Below are 17,339 nucleotides of genomic sequence, written 5' to 3'. Positions count from 1 at the left end.
GGAGCGAAGCGATACCCAATCGCTGCTGATGCCCGAAAGATGGGTATCGCTTTCGCTCCACCCATCCTACGATCCAAACCCACTACGATCCAAACCCACCTGAGACCCGTTCAATGGCGAAAGCCGCTGCCGAGATCCCCTCGCCGATCCTGGCCTCCGACAAAGCAGCCGCACTGGCCCTCACGCCCGTTTCAAGTGAAACGGAGGCGCGGCTCGAACGCTACGTCGCCCTCCTTCTTGAGTGGCAGATCAAAACGAATCTCGTGGCGCCCTCCACGCTTCCGCATCTCTGGACACGGCACATTTCCGACTCGCTGCAACTCCTCGACCTGGCACCATCAAAAAAAATCTGGGTCGATTTCGGCAGCGGCGGCGGATTTCCCGGCGTGGTGCTCGCCTGTGCACTGGTGGAAACGCCAGGCGCAAATGTGCATCTGGTCGAGAGGAACGCCAAAAAGGCCGCCTTCCTGCGCGAGGCAATTCGCGTAACTTCCGCGTCTGCAATCGTGCATTTGGCGGGAATCGGGGATATTGTGGATAGAATTGGAAGTCGCGTTGATTGCGTGACTGCGCGGGCGCTGGCTCCATTACATCAGCTTGTCGGCTTCGCGGAGCCGTTTGTGAGAGATGGCGCGAAAGCGCTGTTTCTCAAGGGCCAAGATGTAGAGGCTGAATTGACCGAAGCCACTAAATATTGGAATATTCAACCGCGACTCCATTCCAGCCGCACGGGCGGGCACGGCTGGATCGTCGAACTCGATCGGATCGAGCGACGCAACCCCTCCGCGATCACACATGGCGATCGGGCATGAGCGAATTAGATCAGTTATATCAAGAAGATAGAGAGCAAACTCCACCGCCCCATCCACGCATCCTGTCGCTCGCGAATCAGAAGGGCGGCGTCGGCAAGACCACCACCGCGATCAATCTGGGCACCGCGCTCGCGGCAATTGGCGAGCGCGTCCTGATCGTTGATCTCGATCCGCAGGGCAACGCCTCTACCGGTCTCGGCATCGATCGCCGCAACCGCAACTGCTCGACCTATGACGTGCTGATCGGCGAAGCGCCGCTGCGCAACGCTGTGGTTGCCACCGCGGTGCCGAGGCTGCACATCGCGTCCTCGACCATGGATCTGTCGGGCCTCGAGCTCGAACTCGGTACCACCCCGGGCCGCGCATTCCGCCTGCGCGATGCGATCGCAGCGTTGAACAAGAACGCCGCGCCCGACACCGATTACACCTATGTGCTGATCGATTGCCCGCCCTCGCTCAATCTCCTCACCGTCAATGCGATGGCGGCGTCGGATGCGATCCTGGTGCCGCTGCAGTGCGAGTTCTTCGCGCTCGAAGGTCTGTCGCAACTGCTGCAGACGGTGGAGCAGGTGCGCTCGACCCTCAATCCGAACCTGTCCATCCACGGCATCGTGCTGACCATGTTCGACTCCCGCAACAACCTGTCGAACCAGGTGGTCGCCGACGTCAGGCAGTTCATGGGCGGGAAGGTCTACGACACCATGATCCCGCGCAACGTGCGCATCTCCGAGGCGCCGTCCTACGGCAAGCCGGTGCTGGTCTACGATCTCAAATGCGTCGGCAGCGAAGCGTATCTGAAGCTTGCGACGGAAGTGATCCAGCGCGAGCGCGAGCTGAGGCATTAGAGGGAAATGTAGGATGGGTTGAGCGCAGCGATACCCATCAAGTCGCGTGGTAAAGATGATGGGTTTCGCTACGCTCAACCCATCCTACGCGCTGCCGCGAGAGTCGGTGGGCACGCTTTGCTTTTGCCCACCCAACGATCACCGAATTCGGTTCCGGAGTAGCTTAAGTGAATCCTAGGGAGTTGGCGGCGATGGCCGACGAAACGCGTTCGCGACTGGGTCGTGGTCTCGCAAGTCTGATCGGGGACGTCGGCGGCGAGGCCGCGCATGTCGAACGCCCGCGCAACCAGCGCAAGGTGCCGATCGAGTTCCTGAAACCGAATCCGCGTAACCCGCGCCGGACCTTTTCCGATGCCGAGCTCGGCGAGCTTGCGGCCTCCGTCAAGCAGCACGGCGTGATTCAGCCGATCGTGGTGCGGCCGGTGAAAGGCACACAGGACCGCTACGAGATCATCGCCGGCGAACGACGCTGGCGCGCGGCGCAACTCGCCAGCCTGCACGAAGTGCCGATCGTCCCCATCGAAGTCAGCGACAGCGACGCACTCGAGATCATGATCATCGAGAACGTGCAGCGCGAAGACCTCAATGCGATGGAAGAGGCGCAGGGCTATCACGCGCTGGCCGACGAGTTCAAACGCAGCCAAGAAGACATCGCCAAGGAAGTCGGCAAGAGCCGTAGCCACGTCGCCAACATGATGCGGCTGACGAAATTGCCGGCGGAGGTGCAGACCCTTATTGCGAACGGCGAATTGTCGGCCGGTCACGCCCGCGCGCTGATCGGCGTGCCCGATCCGCTGGCCGCAGCCAAGCGCATCGTCGCGGAAGGTCTCAACGTCCGCCAGACCGAAGCGCTGGCGCATGAAGAGGGTGTGCCGGAGCGCAAGCCGCAGAAGGCGAGGGGCGGCGGCGGCAAGACCAAAGACCCCGACACGATCGCGCTGGAGAAGCGCGTCAGCGATGCGCTCGGCCTCACCGTGACCGTCAACCACCGCGACCCCGGCGGCAGCGTCCAGATCAGCTATCGCAACCTCGAACAGTTGGATGAGGTGATGCGACGACTGGAGAAGGGGAATTGATAAGTCTCTCCGCGTCATTGCCTGCGACAAACGCGAAGCGTTTGCGCAAGGGAGCGATAGCGACGAAGCAATCCATTCCTCCACTTGTGGCGCGATGGATTGCTTCGCTTCGCTCGCAATGACGGGCGGAGAGCGCGGCGTCAGCGAAACTCGGCGACGACTTCGATCTCACCCACGATGGCCGCATTGAAAGCGGCCATTTCCTCGGCAGGAATCCAGTACTCCAAATGAGCCAAGCCACCGGCCTTTTGGACACTGTAGTTTTCCAGGAAGCTCCGTCTGACTTGAAAACGAGTGACATAGTCAGAGCCGCTGGCCGGCACGTTCCAGTCACGGGCAATCTTCACCGCGTATTCTTCTGAGAGCACCGGATAGAAGATGGGCTGATCGGGAAGTCGCGGCGGAAACGCGCGTATTCCGCTGTTGCGAATCATTCCGGCTCCTTCGGTCCAACCGGACGCCAAAGGGTTACGGCGTCCTCCGCCCCATTCGACATCTCACCCCCGCCGCTTCGCGTTCGCCGCAATCGATAGCAGTGTGCGCAGCCCGATGGCTGACGCCAGCGAGGCCTGTTTGCGCATGTCGAGCGCCGCGGTCCCAAGCTGATCGATGATGCCGGCGAGCCGGGCGGGGCTGAAATTACGCAGCGCGATTTCGACGGCGCCCTTGCGCGAAAAGTGCAGGCGCGGATAGCCGCTTTCGAGCAAGGTCGAGACCGGCGTTCCTTCCGCGACCGCGAGCGCCGATTTGTGCAGCCAGGCCGCCTGGCGCTGCGCGGCGGAAATGATCACGCCGGGATAGGTGCCGGCGACCATGGCCTTGGCAAATTCGCCTTCGACCAGGTCCGGCTTGCCGGCAAAGGCGCCATCCACGATCGGGTCGAGTTTCAGCTCGGAGGCGTCGGACACGACGGTCATGACATCGTCGAGCGCGATCTCGCCCTTGCCGTGGGAATAGAGCGCGAGCTTGCGCAGTTCGTTGCGTGAGGCCTGGCGGTCGCCGCCGAGCAGCGACAGCAGCACGGCGCGCGCATCGGCGGCAATGCGCAAATTGGAAGTCCGCAATTCCTCGTCGATCAGTCTCGCGAGATCGCGCTCGGTGTCGGGATAGCAGGCGATGGCGACCGCGGTCTTGGCGCGCTCGCACGCCTTGCGCAGCGGCGATTCCGGCCGGAGCTCACCGGCCTCGATCACGATGCGGCAATCCTTCACTGGCGAATCGGCCAGCGTATCGACGCCGCTGGCAAAACTGCGGGAGCCGGCGCGCACGCGGATCGCCCGTCGGCCGCCGAACATCGGGATCGTCATGGCTTCATCGACCAGCCGCGACGGCTCGGCCGCCAGCTCGTCGCCGTCGAGCCGCACCAGCGAAAAGGGATCGTTGGGATCGTCGACCGCCGACGCAATCAACGCATCGGCGCGCTCGCGCACGAGACCGGCATCCGGACCGTAGAGCAGGATGATGGGGCGGCCGGCATCAGGCCGGGCGAGAAAAGCGTCGATGTCTTTTCCGCGGAGCGCGACCAACGGGATCAGGTGCCGGCGTAGAAGTAGGACGCCAGCCGGGTCTGGATGTTTTCAGCGATCTCGTTGGCGGCGCGATCCTCGGCGTCGCGGAAGGCGCGGGCGCGGGCGAAGCGCTGGAGCTGGCCAGGGATGTCATAGGACACGCGGGAGAAGGTCGTGCCGGTCATGACCGACTTGTTGGTGGCAAGGTCGATCAGGTTGTACTGGGCGTCGATGCCGTAGTTTTCGCTCGAGGGCAGGGCGGTGTTGGGATCGATCATCAGCGAGTTGCGGGTGGTGGTGAAGCGCAGCACCAGCCGATGGGTCGGCGGCATGCCGGTGGCGTTGCCGTAGAGCTTGAACGCCAGCGCGTTACGTATCTCCACCTGGATTCGGGCTTCCCGCGACGCATTGGGCTTGTCGACCGGCGGGACTTCCACGCCCATCAGCTTTTCGCGCAAGCCAGGCTTGCCGTCGGTACGTTCGGCATACATTGGCTGGAAGCAGCCGGCCGTGAGCGCCGCCAGAGCGGCGACGGCGATGAGCCGAACGGCGATCCGGGTCTTAGCCAACGACATTCACGATCCTCATGGGAACTACGATTACCTTGCGGACGGCCTTGCCGCCGAGAGCGAGTTTTACCGCATCGAGCGCCAAAACGGCAGCCTCAATTTCCGGATTTTGGGCGACCCGTGGCACGGTAACATCACCCCGCTTCTTGCCGTTGACCTGGACCACCAGCGTCACGGTGTCTTCAACCAGCAAATCGCGTTCGATTTGGGGCCAGTTGGCCTCCGAAATCAGCCCCTGCTGGCCCAGAACCTGCCAGCACTCTTCAGCCAGATGGGGCATCATGGGCGCAATGAGCTGAACAAGGATGGTTGCGGCTTCCCGAACCGCCCAGGCGGTGTCGGCCGCCGGCTTGCCGCCCTTCCCCAGCACCTCCGCCAGCGCATTGGCGAATTCCCGGATATGGGCCAGGCAGACGTTGAAGTGCAGCCGCTCGATGCCTGACGAGACCTTGTCGAGCGCGCCGTGGGCCGCCTTGCGCAGCGCCAGCGCCTCGGCGCCGAACGTGGCCGGCCGGTCGGCAGGTGCCGATTTGGCGATTTCGGCCGATTCGTTCACCAGCCGCCACAGCCGCTGCACGAAGCGTGAGGCGCCCTGCACGCGCTCGTCGCTCCAGATCACATCGCGATCGGGCGGGGAGTCCGACAGCATGAACCAGCGCGCGACATCGGCGCCATAGGTCGCGATGATGTCGTCGGGGTCGACGGTGTTCCTCTTCTGCTTCGACATCTTCTCGATCGGGCCGATCGTGACCTCTTCGCCACCATCGAGCATCGTGGCGCGCCGCTCGCCGCCGATGACCTCGACCTTCACCTCGGCCGGCGTGACATAGGTGCCGTCGGCCTTCCGGTAGCTCTCGTGCACCACCATGCCCTGGGTGAACATGCCTGCGAACGGTTCGTCCATGCCGATGTGGCCGGTCGCCTTCATCGCGCGGGTGAAGAAGCGGCTGTAGAGCAGATGCAGGATCGCGTGCTCAACGCCGCCGATATACTGGTCGACCGGCAACATCCGATTGACGACGTCGGGTGTGGTCGGCGCCTTCTCGTTCCAGGGATCGGTGAAGCGCGCAAAGTACCAGGACGAATCCACGAAGGTGTCCATGGTGTCGGTTTCGCGGCTAGCCTTGCCGCCGCATTTCGGGCAGGTGACGTGCTTCCAGGTCGGATGATGGTCGAGCGCGTTGCCGGGCTTGTCGAAGGTTGCGTCCTCCGGCAGCGTCACCGGCAACTGGTCGTCCGGCACCGGCACCACATCGCATTTCGGGCAATGGATGACAGGGATCGGGCAGCCCCAATAGCGCTGGCGCGAAATGCCCCAGTCGCGCAGGCGGAAATTGATCTGGCGCTCGCCGACCGGCTCATTGCCCCGTATCTCCGATTCCAGCCGTTTTGCAATCTCTTCCTTGGCCTCGTCGATGGTCATGCCATCGAGGAAGCGGGAATTGATCATGCGGCCGTCGCCATCATAGGCGGTGTCGGTGATCACGAAGCTTTTTGGGTCCTGACCCTCGGGACAGACCACCGGCGTGACGCCGAGATTATATTTATTGACGAAGTCGAGGTCGCGCTGGTCGTGGCCCGGGCAGCCGAAGATGGCGCCGGTGCCGTATTCCATCAGCACGAAATTCGCGACGTAAACCGGCAGCTTCCAGTTCGGATCGAACGGGTGAACCGCCTTGATGCCGGTGTCAAAACCCTGTTTCTCGGCGGTGTCGATGATTTCCTGCGCGGTGCCGATCTTCTTGATGTCAGCGATGAACTCGGCGAGCTTTGGATTCTTCGCCGCCGCGGCTATCGCCAGCGGATGGTCGGCCGAGATCGCCATGAACTTTGCGCCGAACAGCGTGTCCGGCCGCGTCGTGAATATCTTCAGCTCGGTTTCGCCCGCCGGCGTCGTTGCAGCATCCAGCGAGAAGCGGATCAGCAGGCCTTCGGAGCGGCCGATCCAGTTGCGCTGCATCAGCCGCACCTTGTCAGGCCAGCGGTCAAGCCCGTCGAGTGCGTCCAGCAGTTCCTGCGAGTACTTCGTGATCTTGAAGACCCACTGGCTCATCTCGCGCTGTTCGACGACCGCGCCCGAGCGCCAGCCGCGGCCGTCGATCACCTGCTCGTTGGCGAGCACGGTCATGTCGACCGGATCCCAGTTGAGCTTGCGCTTCTCGCGTTCGGCCAGGCCGGCGCGCAGCATGTCCAGAAACATCTTCTGCTGATGCTTGTAATAATTGGGGTCGCAGGTCGCGAATTCTCTGCTCCAGTCGAGCGACAGCCCGATCGACCGCAACTGCTTCTTCATCGCGGCGATGTTGTCGTAGGTCCAGGCTTTTGGCGCGACCTTGCGCTCGATTGCGGCGTTCTCCGCCGGCAGGCCAAAAGCGTCCCAGCCCATCGGGTGCAGCACGTTGAAACCCCTGGCGCGCATGAACCGCGCCAGCACGTCGCCCAGCGTATAGTTCCGGACATGCCCGATATGGATGCGCCCGGACGGGTAGGGGAACATCTCGAGCACGTAGTATTTCGGTCGTGGGTCGTCGTTTTTCGACGCAAAGATCGCCTTTTCGTCCCACTGGCGCTGCCAGCGAGGCTCGGAATCACGGGCGTTATAACGTTCGGAGGTCATGGAATCGCAGGGCTTTTTGTGGATTCGGGTCCCGTCTAGAGGACGGCGGACTAGGCCACAAAAGCGGCTGCGGGGTCAACGGGTTGGGACGGCAGGAACAGTCATTTGGCCGGTGACGCGGAGCGTCGGCTCACCCCGCCATCGCGATCCCGGCCTCGTCGACCAGCTTGGCAAAGCCGTGCTCGACCACGGTGTTGCGGCCGCGGTGCTTGGCGGCGTAGAGGGCGGCGTCCGCGGCTTCGATCAGGTCGCCGGGGGTTTGGGTGTCGCTCGGAAGCGTAGCGGCGACGCCGACGCTGACAGTGACCATCCCGTAGCTGGAGGTGATGTGGGGCAGGGCGAGGCCCTGAACGGTCGCGCGCACGGTTTCGCCGATCTCGAGCGCCTTCTGCGCGCTGGTGTTCGGCAGCAACAGGCAGAATTCCTCGCCGCCATAGCGGCCGGCAAAGCCCATTGTGTCGGCAGCGATGCCCGCCAGCGTTGCGCCGATCCGGGCCAGGCAGGCGTCGCCTTCGGGGTGGCCATAGGTGTCGTTGTAGAGCTTGAAGTGATCGACATCGATCATCAGCAGCGACAGCTCGCTATGATGTTGCTGTGCCTTCAACCATTCGAAATCGAGCCGGCTCTGGAAGCCGCGGCGGTTGGCAAGGCCCGAGAGCATGTCGATCGAGGCCATCACGGTGAGCCGGTCGTTGGTGGCGACCAGTTCGCGCTCGCGCTGGCTGAGCTGGGCCGCCATTGCGTTGAAGGCGCGGGCCAGCGGCATGAATTCCGACGGCAGGCGGCTGCGCGTGACGCGGGCTGTCCAGTCGCCCTCGCCGAATCGCCTGGCCATGCCGGTCATGACTTCGATCGGATTGATGATGAGCTTCTCGGCGCCGATCAGCGCGCCGAGCAGCACGAACAGGCAGACGAATCCGAGTTGCAGATAGGCGGTGCGGATCTCGCGATTGATCACCGCCGTCACCTTGGCCTCGTCGACGCTGACGATCAGGCGCGATTGCGTCCCGGGAATGCGCGCGAAACTGATCGCGCGCTTGGAGCCGTCGGTCGCGGTAAAGGAAAGCGAGCCGGTGTCGGAGTTGGAGCTGAGCGCCTTGTAGGTGATTGCCGACAACAGTGGCACGTTGTCGAGCGGCTGGCCGATCATGCTGGCCTGGTCCGGCGGTGCCGCCAGCACCACGCCGGTGCTGTCGATCAACAAAGCTGATATGCCCGGCCGTCCGCTGAAATTGGCCATGATCTTCGACAGCCAGTCCAGATTGATGCCGGCGACCGCAACCGATTCTTCTTCCGGATTGATCGCGGCGACCGGATAGGCCGCCATCATGATCGGGCGGTTGTTGGTCCTGCCGAACAGATAGTCGCTGAAGACGAAATCGCGCGTCTCCTGCGCCCTCCTGAAATATTCGCGATCGCCGATGTTGAGGCCGACCTGAATGTTCAGCGTCGAGCACTGCACCACACCTTCCTTGCTCACGAGCATGATGCCGCGGATCCAGGGCAGGTTGGCGGGCAGGCTGGCGCGCAAGATTTCGCAACTGCGCCCGATGCCGCTGGAGGCGCGGATATAGGCGGCCGATTTCAGCATGGTCTCGACCGAGGAGATCACTTCGCGCTGGGTCTGGGCGCTGTGCTGGGTGATGTTGGCGTATTCTTCCGAAGCCGTCGTGATCTGTTTGGCGCGGGTGTCTTCGAGCGAGCGGACGCGCTCCAGCATCAAGGGCGCCACCAGCAGCACGGCCAGCATCGCAAGCCGCGCCCGGATTCCGAACAGCTTCTTGAGCTTGACCCGCTTGCGGTTGAAAGTAACGCCAGACATCCTGCCCCCCGCACCACAGGGTAGAGCGAAGGGTTCAAAAAGCCTTTCCCGAACTTGGTAAAGTTCGAGGAAATGCCGTAGAATCTCCTCGCCGAAATACGACACGATGCGAGAGAGATGACGACGCCGCTAACCAAGTCTTTACCAATCGGTCTGGCCCAGGTGGAGCAGGACATCGCGCGCGCGTGCAAGGAAGCGCGCCGCGAGCGTGCATCGGTGACGCTGATCGCGGTGTCGAAGACGTTTGATGCCGCAGCGATTTCGCCGGTTATCGATGCCGGGCAGCGCGTGTTCGGCGAAAATCGCGTGCAGGAAGCCAAGGCGAAATGGCCGGCGCTAGTGTCGTCCCATCCCGGGATTGCGTTGCATCTGATCGGGCCGCTGCAATCCAACAAGGCGAAGGAAGCCGTGGCGCTGTTCGACGCCATCCATTCGGTCGACCGTCCCAGCATTTGCGAAGCGCTGGTCAAGGAAATCAATTCGCAGAACAAACGGCCGGAATTGTTCGTTCAGATCAACACTGGCGAGGAGCCGCAAAAGGCCGGCATCGCGCCCGGCGATGCCGATGCCTTCCTCGCGAGCTGCCGCGACAAATATGGTCTGGTCATTTCCGGTCTGATGTGCATCCCGCCGGTCAACGACGCGCCGGCGCCACATTTTGCGCTGACGGCCAAGATCGCCGCGCGCAATGGCTTGAAAAATCTGTCGATGGGCATGAGCGCCGATTTCGCGGTCGCGATCCAGATAGGCGCGACGCATGTGCGGGTGGGCTCGGCGATTTTCGGGGCGCGGTGACTCGGTCTCCGTCATTGCGAGCGCAGCGAAGCAATCCATCGCGCGGCATAACGGCTTGATGGATTGCTTCGTCGCTAGCGCTCCTCGCAGTGACGGGGAGAGAGCTACGTAAATCCTACCGACACCTTCCCAAGCGCGCCGAAATCGACTGCGAAAAAATCGCCCGATTGAATCGGCAGCGGCGGATGGCAGGTGCCTGTCGTGACGATTCGGCCGGCCTTCAGCGTCACGCCAAGCTGGCGCAGTTCGTTGGCAAGCCAGGTCAGCGCAATCCGCGGATCGCCCAGCACGTTCTTGCCGTGGCCGACGAATTTTTCGCCGCGGATCGTCATGACCGGCCGTTCCTCGACGAGGTCCATCGAGCGCCAGTCGGCCGTTGCGGCAGGGCCCAGCACGAACAGATGCGCACAGGCGTTGTCGGCGATGAGCTGCGCTTCGCCGGCGCCGGCGAAATCGGCAAAGCGCGAATCGGGAATCTCGATGGCCGGATGCAGCGTGTCGACGGCATCGAGCACCTGCTGAACCGTATAGGGTGTCGGTTGCGCCGGCAGATCGACGCGCATTCGAAAGGCGAATTCGGGTTCGGCGACGCGCATTTCATTGCCTGCCATCGAAGCCGTTCCGCCATCGGGAATGACGGTCTCGGCCAGAATGCGCCCGGCCATTGGCCCCTCGACATTGATGTGCTTTTGCCCGGCTTCGCTGGTGGCCGCGATCTTCCAGCCGAACAGGCTCTCGGACGAGTACTTTTCGATTGTCGCCTGAATAGCGTAGGCCTCAATCCGGTCGCGCGGCCGTAGCGAGGCGTCGAGGCCGGATAATTTGGTGCCGGCGCGCCAGTGGTCGTGCAGCGTCTTTGACGCGGCTTCTATCGCGTTCCTGTCGAGCATCGCGTGTGATTCCCCATCAGCCGATCATGATTTTCGTTTGCGGGCCCATGCGCCGTAACAGCCGCAGCATGGCGGATTTTGTCATTGAGACGCATCCGGCTGTCGGCGAGAAATTGGTCCGCGCCAGATGCAGGAACACGGCGCTGCCGCGACCGGCAATGCGCGGCGCGCTGTTGTGATCGATCTCGACGATGAAGTCGTAGAGATGGTCCTCACGCGTCAGCCGGTCGCCAGGCTGATTCCGGACCAGGCGGATCGGCTGGTTGTAATGGCGGTCGCCCGGGTCTTCGCACCAGGCGTCTTCGGGCCGGATTGGCCGGGCCGGCAGATAGGTCCGGGGCCGAATATGGCGGTCGGCGCGCCACCACAATCGCAGCGGATGATAGGTGCCCCTCGGGGTGCCGCCATCGCCCTCCCGCTTGTTGGCGAGGATGCCGCCGCGGCCAAGTGCCACCGGCACAGTCCAGCCGTCTGCGGTCAGCCACCCCCGTCGGGGGTCGCCGGCGGCCTGGCGGACCCGGATCGCCGCAAGCGGCTGATCACGCGGAGCTATCTTATAAGTGATTGAAATTGGGTTGTTTTCCATGCCAATGCCCAAATCCGGGGATTGTCTGCCCGGCCGCTGCTATTCTAACTGACGCCATTACAGGACATTCATCCAAACGCGCCCCAAATTTGGGATAGACTGTGATCGGCTTGTGAATCTGTAACAATGTCTTACCTCAATACGAATCAGTACCCTGATGACGCGGCTTGCTAGCGAAATTTGCCCGCGAATCAGGTTTGTCATCGACCAAGACCCGGCTTGAGACGCCCCCGCCTGTGTCCGCCGCCTGCCTCAAGAGGATCGTATCCTATGCCCAATGCCCGCAAGATCCTGATCGTGGATGACGACACCGATCTGCGCGACACGCTGGTCGAGCAACTATCGTTGCATGAGGAGTTCGAAGCCTCTGCAGTCGATACCGGCGCCAAGGGCGCCAGCGCCGCCAAAGCCAACTCCCCCGATCTGGTGCTGATGGATGTCGGCCTGCCGGATACCGACGGACGCGAAGTCGTGCGGAGCCTCCGCAAGGGCGGCTTCAAGGCGCCGATCATCATGCTCACCGGGCACGACACCGATTCCGACACCATTCTGGGCCTCGAATCCGGCGCCAATGACTACGTCGCCAAGCCGTTCCGGTTCGCCGTCCTGCTCGCCCGGATCAGGGCGCAACTTCGCCAACACGAGGCCAGCGAGGACGCGGTGTTTTCCGTCGGCCCCTACAGCTTCCGCCCCGGCTCCAAGATGCTGACCGCCGCCAATGCCAGAAAGGTGCGACTGACGGAGAAGGAAACCGCGATCCTGCGCTTCCTGTATCGTGCCGGCCAGTTGCCGGTGTCGCGCGAGACGCTGCTGCAGGAAGTCTGGGGCTACAATTCGGGTGTCACCACGCACACGCTGGAAACCCATATTTACCGGCTCCGGCAGAAGATCGAGAAAGATGCGGCCAACCCGGAAATCCTGGTGACGGAAGCTGGTGGCTACAAGCTGGTGCCGTGATACGATTCGCAGCCACGGTTCGTAATTTTCCGCGCGTCCCGGTCACCGGTCCATGTCGATCGAAGATGATGTAGCCCTGCTCGAGCGGGTCCCGACATTGCACCTGTTGGGGACGGCGGCTCTGCGCATGCTGGCGATCGGCTCGGAGCAGCGCGATTTCTCGCCGGGCGATTATCTGTTCAATGCCGGCGATGATGCAGATGCCGGCTACATCGTGCAGCGCGGCTCGTTTCGCGTCGAGGACGGCGGCGCTGAAGTCGTCGCCGGCCCCGGCTCCCTGATCGGCGAATTGGCGCTGATCGTCGCGATGAAACGGCCGTCGAGCGCGGTCGCGCTTGATCATTCCTCGGTCATCCGCGTGGCACGCAGCCTGTTTCAGCGTGTGCTCGAAAGCGATCCTGCCGCCGCGCGCCGCCTGCGCGATGAACTCGCCACCCGCACCAGCCAGCTCGCCAGCGATATTCTGATGGCCGGCGCCAAGCTGAGCATCTGATCGCTATACTTCCAGCGTGACCGTCACCGGCACGTGGTCGGACGGGCGCTCCCAGCCGCGAGCATCGCGGGTGATCTTGAAATCGCTGACACCGTCTTTCAGCGCGCGCGACACCCAGATGTGGTCGAGCCGACGGCCGCGGTCACCGACCGTCCAGTCGGCCGCGCGGTAGCTCCACCACGTATAGACCTTTTCAGATAGCGGGATTCGCTCGCGCGCGACGTCGAACCATTCGCCATGGACCTGCGCGGCCAGGAGCTTTTCGCATTCGATCGGTGTGTGCGAGACCACCTTCAGGAGCTGCTTGTGCGACCACACGTCGTTTTCATGCGGCGCGACGTTGAGGTCGCCGACCAGGATATGCCGGTCCTCACCGCGCGGATGCAGCGGCTCGCAGGCCTTCATCTCGTCGAGAAATTTCAGCTTGTGATCGAACTTCGGATTGAGCACCGGATCGGGAATGTCGCCGCCGGCCGGGACGTAGAAATTGTGCAGCACCACCGGTTTCGCAAGCTGGGCCTTCTCGCCGAACGATACCGAAATGTGCCGTGAATCGATCTTGTCGCAGAAGGTTCTGATGTCGGTGGCCTCGAACGGCAGTTTCGAGACGATGGCGACGCCGTGATAGCCCTTCTGTCCGTTCAGCGCGACATGCTCATAGCCGAGACGCTTGAATCGCTTCAGCGGAAACGCGTCGTCGATACATTTGGTTTCCTGCAGGCACAGCACGTCCGGCCGCGCCGATTTGAGGAATTTGGCGACGATGTCGATGCGCAGGCGCACCGAATTGATATTCCACGTTGTCAGGGAGAAACGCATGAGGGCCGTGTATTACCACGGTTCATGGTGACGTCGCGCGCGTTGTCCACAGGTGGCGTAAAGTGGACAAAGGCGCACCTGCGCCGCGCCCACCATGCATCCTGATCTCGATGAAGATGGTGGGTACGCTTGCGCTTTGCCCACCCTGCGGCTGCGCAGAAAGTGCGGCTCAGTTCGCCGGCGTGATGTAATTGGTGAAGTCGATCTTGAACAGGCCGGGATCGACCTTCTTGGACGAATCCAGATTGTAAACTGCAACGGTGGTGTCGTAGCCCTGCGGGTCGGTCACCGTCCATTGCTTGAGCTGGCCGTCCTTGGTGCCGACCATCAGCATCAGCCGGCTGGTGCCGATCAAGGCCTGCTTCTCCTCGATGGTGACGCTGATGAAGACATCATCAGCTGTGACGCTGACGACATTGGTATCCTTCAACAGATCGATCCGGTCCGACAGCAGGAAACGCAGCGGCGTTTGCGACAGCGGATAGATGTCCTGGGTCGCGAGCTTGCGGTCACGCACCGCCAGCGACGAGCCGTCGGCGACAATCGCGATCGGGCTCGGGTCGTCATATTCGAAGCGCACCTTGCCCGGCTTCTGAATGTAGAAATCGCCCTTGGTCTTGCTGCCATCTGGCCCGACCTGGACGAAATTTCCGACCAGCGTCTGCAGCGAGGACAGGTAGGAACTCACCCGGGCAGCCTGCGCCTTCTGGTTGGCATCGAAGGTTGCAAACACATTGGCCGGGACATTGCGGTTCGGGTTCGGGATCACCGGATTCGGCGGTGCCTGGGTGGCGCCGGTGGTCATCGGAACCTTATCCTGCGCGCTCATCTGCACGCCGCCCTCGCGGGCCTTGGGCGCGGGCTTCGGAACCGGAACGTTCTGCGCGAGCGCCGGCGTGGCGAAGCCGGCGATGGAGGTGGCGATCAAAAGGGCCAGTCCGGTGCGCAGCCCGCGATGGGTGGATTGTTCTGTCATCAGGTATTTCGGATCTCTATTCGAACGAGGGGCCCCGTTGCCAGCCAGTTTATCGTGCTTTCGACCAAAGGAGATATCGTTTTTCCGTGAAAATCGTTGCGCTGAAGCGCTGTTCCGCGCCGATTTTTAAAACCCGCCCTCTTCCTCCTCGACCAGAATTTCGCGTTTACCGGCGTGATTCGCCTGTCCGACGATCCCTTCCTGTTCCATTCGTTCCATCAGCGAGGCGGCACGGTTATAGCCGATTTGCAGCCGGCGCTGAATGTAGGAGGTTGAGGCCTTGCGGTCGCGCTTGACGATCGCAACCGCCTGCGCGAACAGGTCGCCGCCGCCATCGGCGCCCATGCCGGTGGAATCGAATACCGCGCCGTCTTCCTCGGACGGCTCCTCCGCGGTGACCGCTTCCAGATATTCCGGTGAGCCCTGCGTCTTGAGATGACGCACGACCTTCTCGACCTCCTCGTCGGAAGCAAAGGGACCGTGCACGCGGCTGATGCGGCCGCCGCCGGCCATATAGAGCATGTCGCCCTGGCCAAGCAGCTGCTCGGCCCCCATCTCGCCGAGAATGGTGCGGCTGTCGATCTTCGAAGTGACCTGGAAGGCGATGCGGGTCGGGAAATTCGCCTTGATGGTGCCGGTGATGACGTCGACCGAGGGACGCTGCGTGGCGAGGATGACGTGGAGGCCCGCGGCGCGCGCCATCTGTGCCAGGCGCTGCACCGCGCCTTCGATGTCCTTGCCGGCCACCATCATCAGGTCGGCCATTTCGTCGACGATAATGACGATATAGGGCAGCGGTTCGAGCTCGAGCTTTTCTTCCTCGTAGATCGCCTTGCCGGTTTCCTTGTCGAAGCCGGTATGCACCGTGCGCGTCAGCTCCTCGCCCTTGCCCTTGGCTTCGACGAGGCGCTGGTTGTAACCGTCGATGTTGCGCACGCCGAGCTTGGCCATTTTCTTGTAGCGCTCTTCCATCTCGCGCACGGCCCATTTCAGCGCGACCACCGCCTTCTTCGGATCGGTCACGACCGGCGTCAGCAGATGCGGGATGCCGTCATAGACGGAGAGTTCGAGCATCTTGGGGTCGACCATGATCAGGCGGCACTGATCCGGCCTCAGGCGATAGACCAGGCTGAGGATCATGGTGTTGATGGCGACCGATTTGCCGGAGCCGGTGGTACCGGCGATCAGCATATGCGGCGTGCGCGCGAGATCGATAATGATGGATTCGCCGCCGATGTTCTTGCCGAGGCAGAGCGGCAACTTCACCGTCGACTCGTTGCTGTCCTTGGTAGTCAGCAATTCGCGCAGATAAACCTTTTCGCGATGGACATTCGGCAGTTCGATGCCAATGGCGTTGCGGCCCGCGACCACGGCAACGCGGGCCGAGAGCGCGCTCATCGAGCGGGCGATATCGTCGGCGAGGCCGATGACGCGCGAGGATTTGATGCCGGGCGCCGGTTCGAGTTCGTAGAGTGTTACCACCGGGCCGGGGTTGGCCTTGACGATCTCGCCGCGGACGCCAAAGTCGCCGAGCACGCCTTCCAGCGCGCGCGAATTGGCTTCCAGTTCGGCCTTGCTGAGTGGCTGTCGATCCGACGCCTTGGGCGCCGTGAGCATCGAGACCGAAGGCAGTTCGAACTTGTCGGATTTGCGCGCCGAGGCACGCGGCGCGGGTTTCTTGCGCGGGGTACGGGCGGCGGGAGCTTCTTCCTCCTCGTCTTCCTCTTCTTCCTCGTCCTCGAATTCCTCTTCCCGCGGGGCAAGTGTCGGGGCGGCGCGGCCGCTGAGGCTTGGTTCCCGACGTTCGAACGAGGCCCTGCGAGGCGGCGGCGAACTCGACACCAGTGATCGGTAGGCCGCGGTCATCAGCCAACCGAGCCGCGCCTTCAAGCTCATCAGCGCATGATACACCCATCCGAGCGGGACCGAACCGCGATCCCCTTCTTCCTCGAAGGGGGTGTCATCGTCTTCGATCGGCGTCAGCTCTTCATCTCGCGGGCGCGAGCCCCAGCCGCTGGCAAACAGAAAGGCTGCGCACATCGCCGCAAACAGGATGATGCCGAGCACGAGACGATAGGTGAAGCCGGCCGGACCGAACACCACCGCTGGCGCGCGCACCAGCGCATCGCCAACGACGCCGCCAAGACCGGTCGGCAGCGCCCAGGCTCCGCCATGCGGCCAGCAGCTGGCAAAGCCGGCCGCGATCACCGTGCAGAGAATCCAGCATCCAAGGCGCAGCGCTTCGCGGTCGAAGGTACGATGGGTCAGCATGCGCCAGCCCCACACGGCGACGGGCAGGATCAGCATGATCGCGCCGAGACCGAGAATCTGCATCAGCAGATCGGCGCCGATCGCGCCGGGATAGCCGAGGACATTGCGGATCGGCCGCGACGTCGCATGGCTCAGGCTCGGGTCCTGCACCGACCACGTCATCAACGCCGCCGCAGCCACGCCGGAAAGCGCGATCAGGCAAAGACCGGCGAGCTCGCGCAGGCGCCGCGCCAGCGCCTCGCGGATCGAAACCGGCAGATGGCCGACCAGGGGAATAACACGTTCGATCGCTGGCATGCTCAT

General features: G+C 62.9%; 16 protein-coding genes. 6 read left to right on the top strand and 10 right to left on the bottom strand.

Annotated elements, in window-relative coordinates; translation table 11 throughout:
• The first annotated feature begins 113 nt into the window (after nucleotides 1–113).
• The 3 genes from rsmG to ACH79_RS10540 all read left to right on the top strand — a co-directional run bounded on the left by rsmG (nucleotide 114) and on the right by ACH79_RS10540 (nucleotide 2,733).
• Nucleotides 114–812, top strand: a complete 699-nt coding sequence (rsmG, locus tag ACH79_RS10550; protein ID WP_161850969.1) for a 16S rRNA (guanine(527)-N(7))-methyltransferase RsmG — start codon at nucleotides 114–116, stop codon at nucleotides 810–812.
• A complete protein-coding gene (locus tag ACH79_RS10545; protein WP_161850968.1) occupies nucleotides 809–1,657 on the top strand; it encodes a ParA family protein in 849 nt (282 codons plus the stop codon). The genes rsmG and ACH79_RS10545 overlap by 4 nt, the downstream gene beginning before the upstream one ends.
• Nucleotides 1,658–1,848: 191 nt before the next feature.
• Nucleotides 1,849–2,733: a ParB/RepB/Spo0J family partition protein gene (locus ACH79_RS10540; RefSeq protein WP_161850967.1), complete on the top strand. Its 885-nt coding sequence runs from the start codon at nucleotides 1,849–1,851 to the stop codon at nucleotides 2,731–2,733.
• Nucleotides 2,734–2,873: 140 nt separating this feature from the next.
• On the opposite strand, the gene ACH79_RS10535 is transcribed toward ACH79_RS10540, so the two are convergent.
• From ACH79_RS10535 to ACH79_RS10515, 5 genes are all read right to left on the bottom strand, one after another.
• The gene (locus tag ACH79_RS10535) at nucleotides 2,874–3,167 is read right to left on the bottom strand and encodes a hypothetical protein (RefSeq protein ID WP_161850966.1); all 294 of its coding nucleotides are present in this window, start codon (nucleotides 3,165–3,167) and stop codon (nucleotides 2,874–2,876) included.
• 63 nt (nucleotides 3,168–3,230) lie between these two features.
• Complete coding sequence (gene holA / locus ACH79_RS10530) at nucleotides 3,231–4,259, bottom strand: DNA polymerase III subunit delta (protein ID WP_161850965.1); 1,029 nt, start codon at nucleotides 4,257–4,259, stop codon at nucleotides 3,231–3,233.
• A gap of 5 nt (nucleotides 4,260–4,264) precedes the next feature.
• Nucleotides 4,265–4,816 (bottom strand): LPS assembly lipoprotein LptE, encoded by a 552-nt coding sequence (lptE, locus tag ACH79_RS10525; protein ID WP_161850964.1) that lies wholly within the window; start codon nucleotides 4,814–4,816, stop codon nucleotides 4,265–4,267.
• On the bottom strand, nucleotides 4,803–7,427 hold the full coding sequence (gene leuS, locus ACH79_RS10520) for a leucine--tRNA ligase (protein WP_161850963.1): 2,625 nt from the start codon (nucleotides 7,425–7,427) through the stop codon (nucleotides 4,803–4,805). The genes lptE and leuS overlap by 14 nt, the downstream gene beginning before the upstream one ends.
• Before the next feature lie 130 nt (nucleotides 7,428–7,557).
• Nucleotides 7,558–9,249, bottom strand: a complete 1,692-nt coding sequence (locus ACH79_RS10515; RefSeq protein WP_161850962.1) for a diguanylate cyclase domain-containing protein — start codon at nucleotides 9,247–9,249, stop codon at nucleotides 7,558–7,560.
• A 117-nt stretch (nucleotides 9,250–9,366) separates the two neighbouring features.
• Between ACH79_RS10515 and ACH79_RS10510 the strand changes: the two genes are divergently transcribed.
• A complete protein-coding gene (locus tag ACH79_RS10510) occupies nucleotides 9,367–10,044 on the top strand; it encodes a YggS family pyridoxal phosphate-dependent enzyme (RefSeq protein ID WP_161850961.1) in 678 nt (225 codons plus the stop codon).
• Nucleotides 10,045–10,148: 104 nt separating this feature from the next.
• On the opposite strand, the gene ACH79_RS10505 is transcribed toward ACH79_RS10510, so the two are convergent.
• Together ACH79_RS10505 and ACH79_RS10500 are read right to left on the bottom strand one after the other, a co-directional pair.
• Nucleotides 10,149–10,934 carry a 2-keto-4-pentenoate hydratase gene (locus tag ACH79_RS10505; RefSeq protein WP_161850960.1) on the bottom strand — a complete coding sequence of 262 codons (786 nt, stop codon included), beginning with the start codon at nucleotides 10,932–10,934 and terminating at the stop codon, nucleotides 10,149–10,151.
• A gap of 16 nt (nucleotides 10,935–10,950) precedes the next feature.
• On the bottom strand, nucleotides 10,951–11,520 hold the full coding sequence (locus ACH79_RS10500; RefSeq protein ID WP_161850959.1) for a L,D-transpeptidase: 570 nt from the start codon (nucleotides 11,518–11,520) through the stop codon (nucleotides 10,951–10,953).
• 270 nt (nucleotides 11,521–11,790) lie between these two features.
• Between ACH79_RS10500 and ACH79_RS10495 the strand changes: the two genes are divergently transcribed.
• Both ACH79_RS10495 and ACH79_RS10490 read left to right on the top strand, forming a co-directional pair.
• Nucleotides 11,791–12,477, top strand: coding sequence for a response regulator transcription factor (locus ACH79_RS10495; protein WP_028348340.1), 687 nt, complete (start codon nucleotides 11,791–11,793; stop codon nucleotides 12,475–12,477).
• A 52-nt stretch (nucleotides 12,478–12,529) separates the two neighbouring features.
• Nucleotides 12,530–12,970 (top strand): cyclic nucleotide-binding domain-containing protein, encoded by a 441-nt coding sequence (locus tag ACH79_RS10490; protein WP_161850958.1) that lies wholly within the window; start codon nucleotides 12,530–12,532, stop codon nucleotides 12,968–12,970.
• Between the two features lie 3 nt (nucleotides 12,971–12,973).
• Here ACH79_RS10490 and ACH79_RS10485 read toward each other — a convergent pair whose 3' ends face one another.
• The 3 genes from ACH79_RS10485 to ACH79_RS10475 all read right to left on the bottom strand — a co-directional run bounded on the left by ACH79_RS10485 (nucleotide 12,974) and on the right by ACH79_RS10475 (nucleotide 17,339).
• Entirely contained in the window at nucleotides 12,974–13,789 is an 816-nt protein-coding gene (locus ACH79_RS10485) for an exodeoxyribonuclease III (RefSeq protein WP_161850957.1), read from the bottom strand.
• Nucleotides 13,790–13,958: 169 nt separating this feature from the next.
• Complete coding sequence (locus tag ACH79_RS10480; RefSeq protein ID WP_161850956.1) at nucleotides 13,959–14,765, bottom strand: outer membrane lipoprotein carrier protein LolA; 807 nt, start codon at nucleotides 14,763–14,765, stop codon at nucleotides 13,959–13,961.
• A 126-nt stretch (nucleotides 14,766–14,891) separates the two neighbouring features.
• The gene (locus ACH79_RS10475) at nucleotides 14,892–17,339 is read right to left on the bottom strand and encodes a DNA translocase FtsK (protein ID WP_161850955.1); all 2,448 of its coding nucleotides are present in this window, start codon (nucleotides 17,337–17,339) and stop codon (nucleotides 14,892–14,894) included.

This window comes from Bradyrhizobium sp. CCBAU 051011, assembly GCF_009930815.1.
Classification (GTDB): Bacteria; Pseudomonadota; Alphaproteobacteria; order Rhizobiales; family Xanthobacteraceae; genus Bradyrhizobium.
This window is presented reverse-complemented; position numbering and strand designations above follow the sequence as displayed.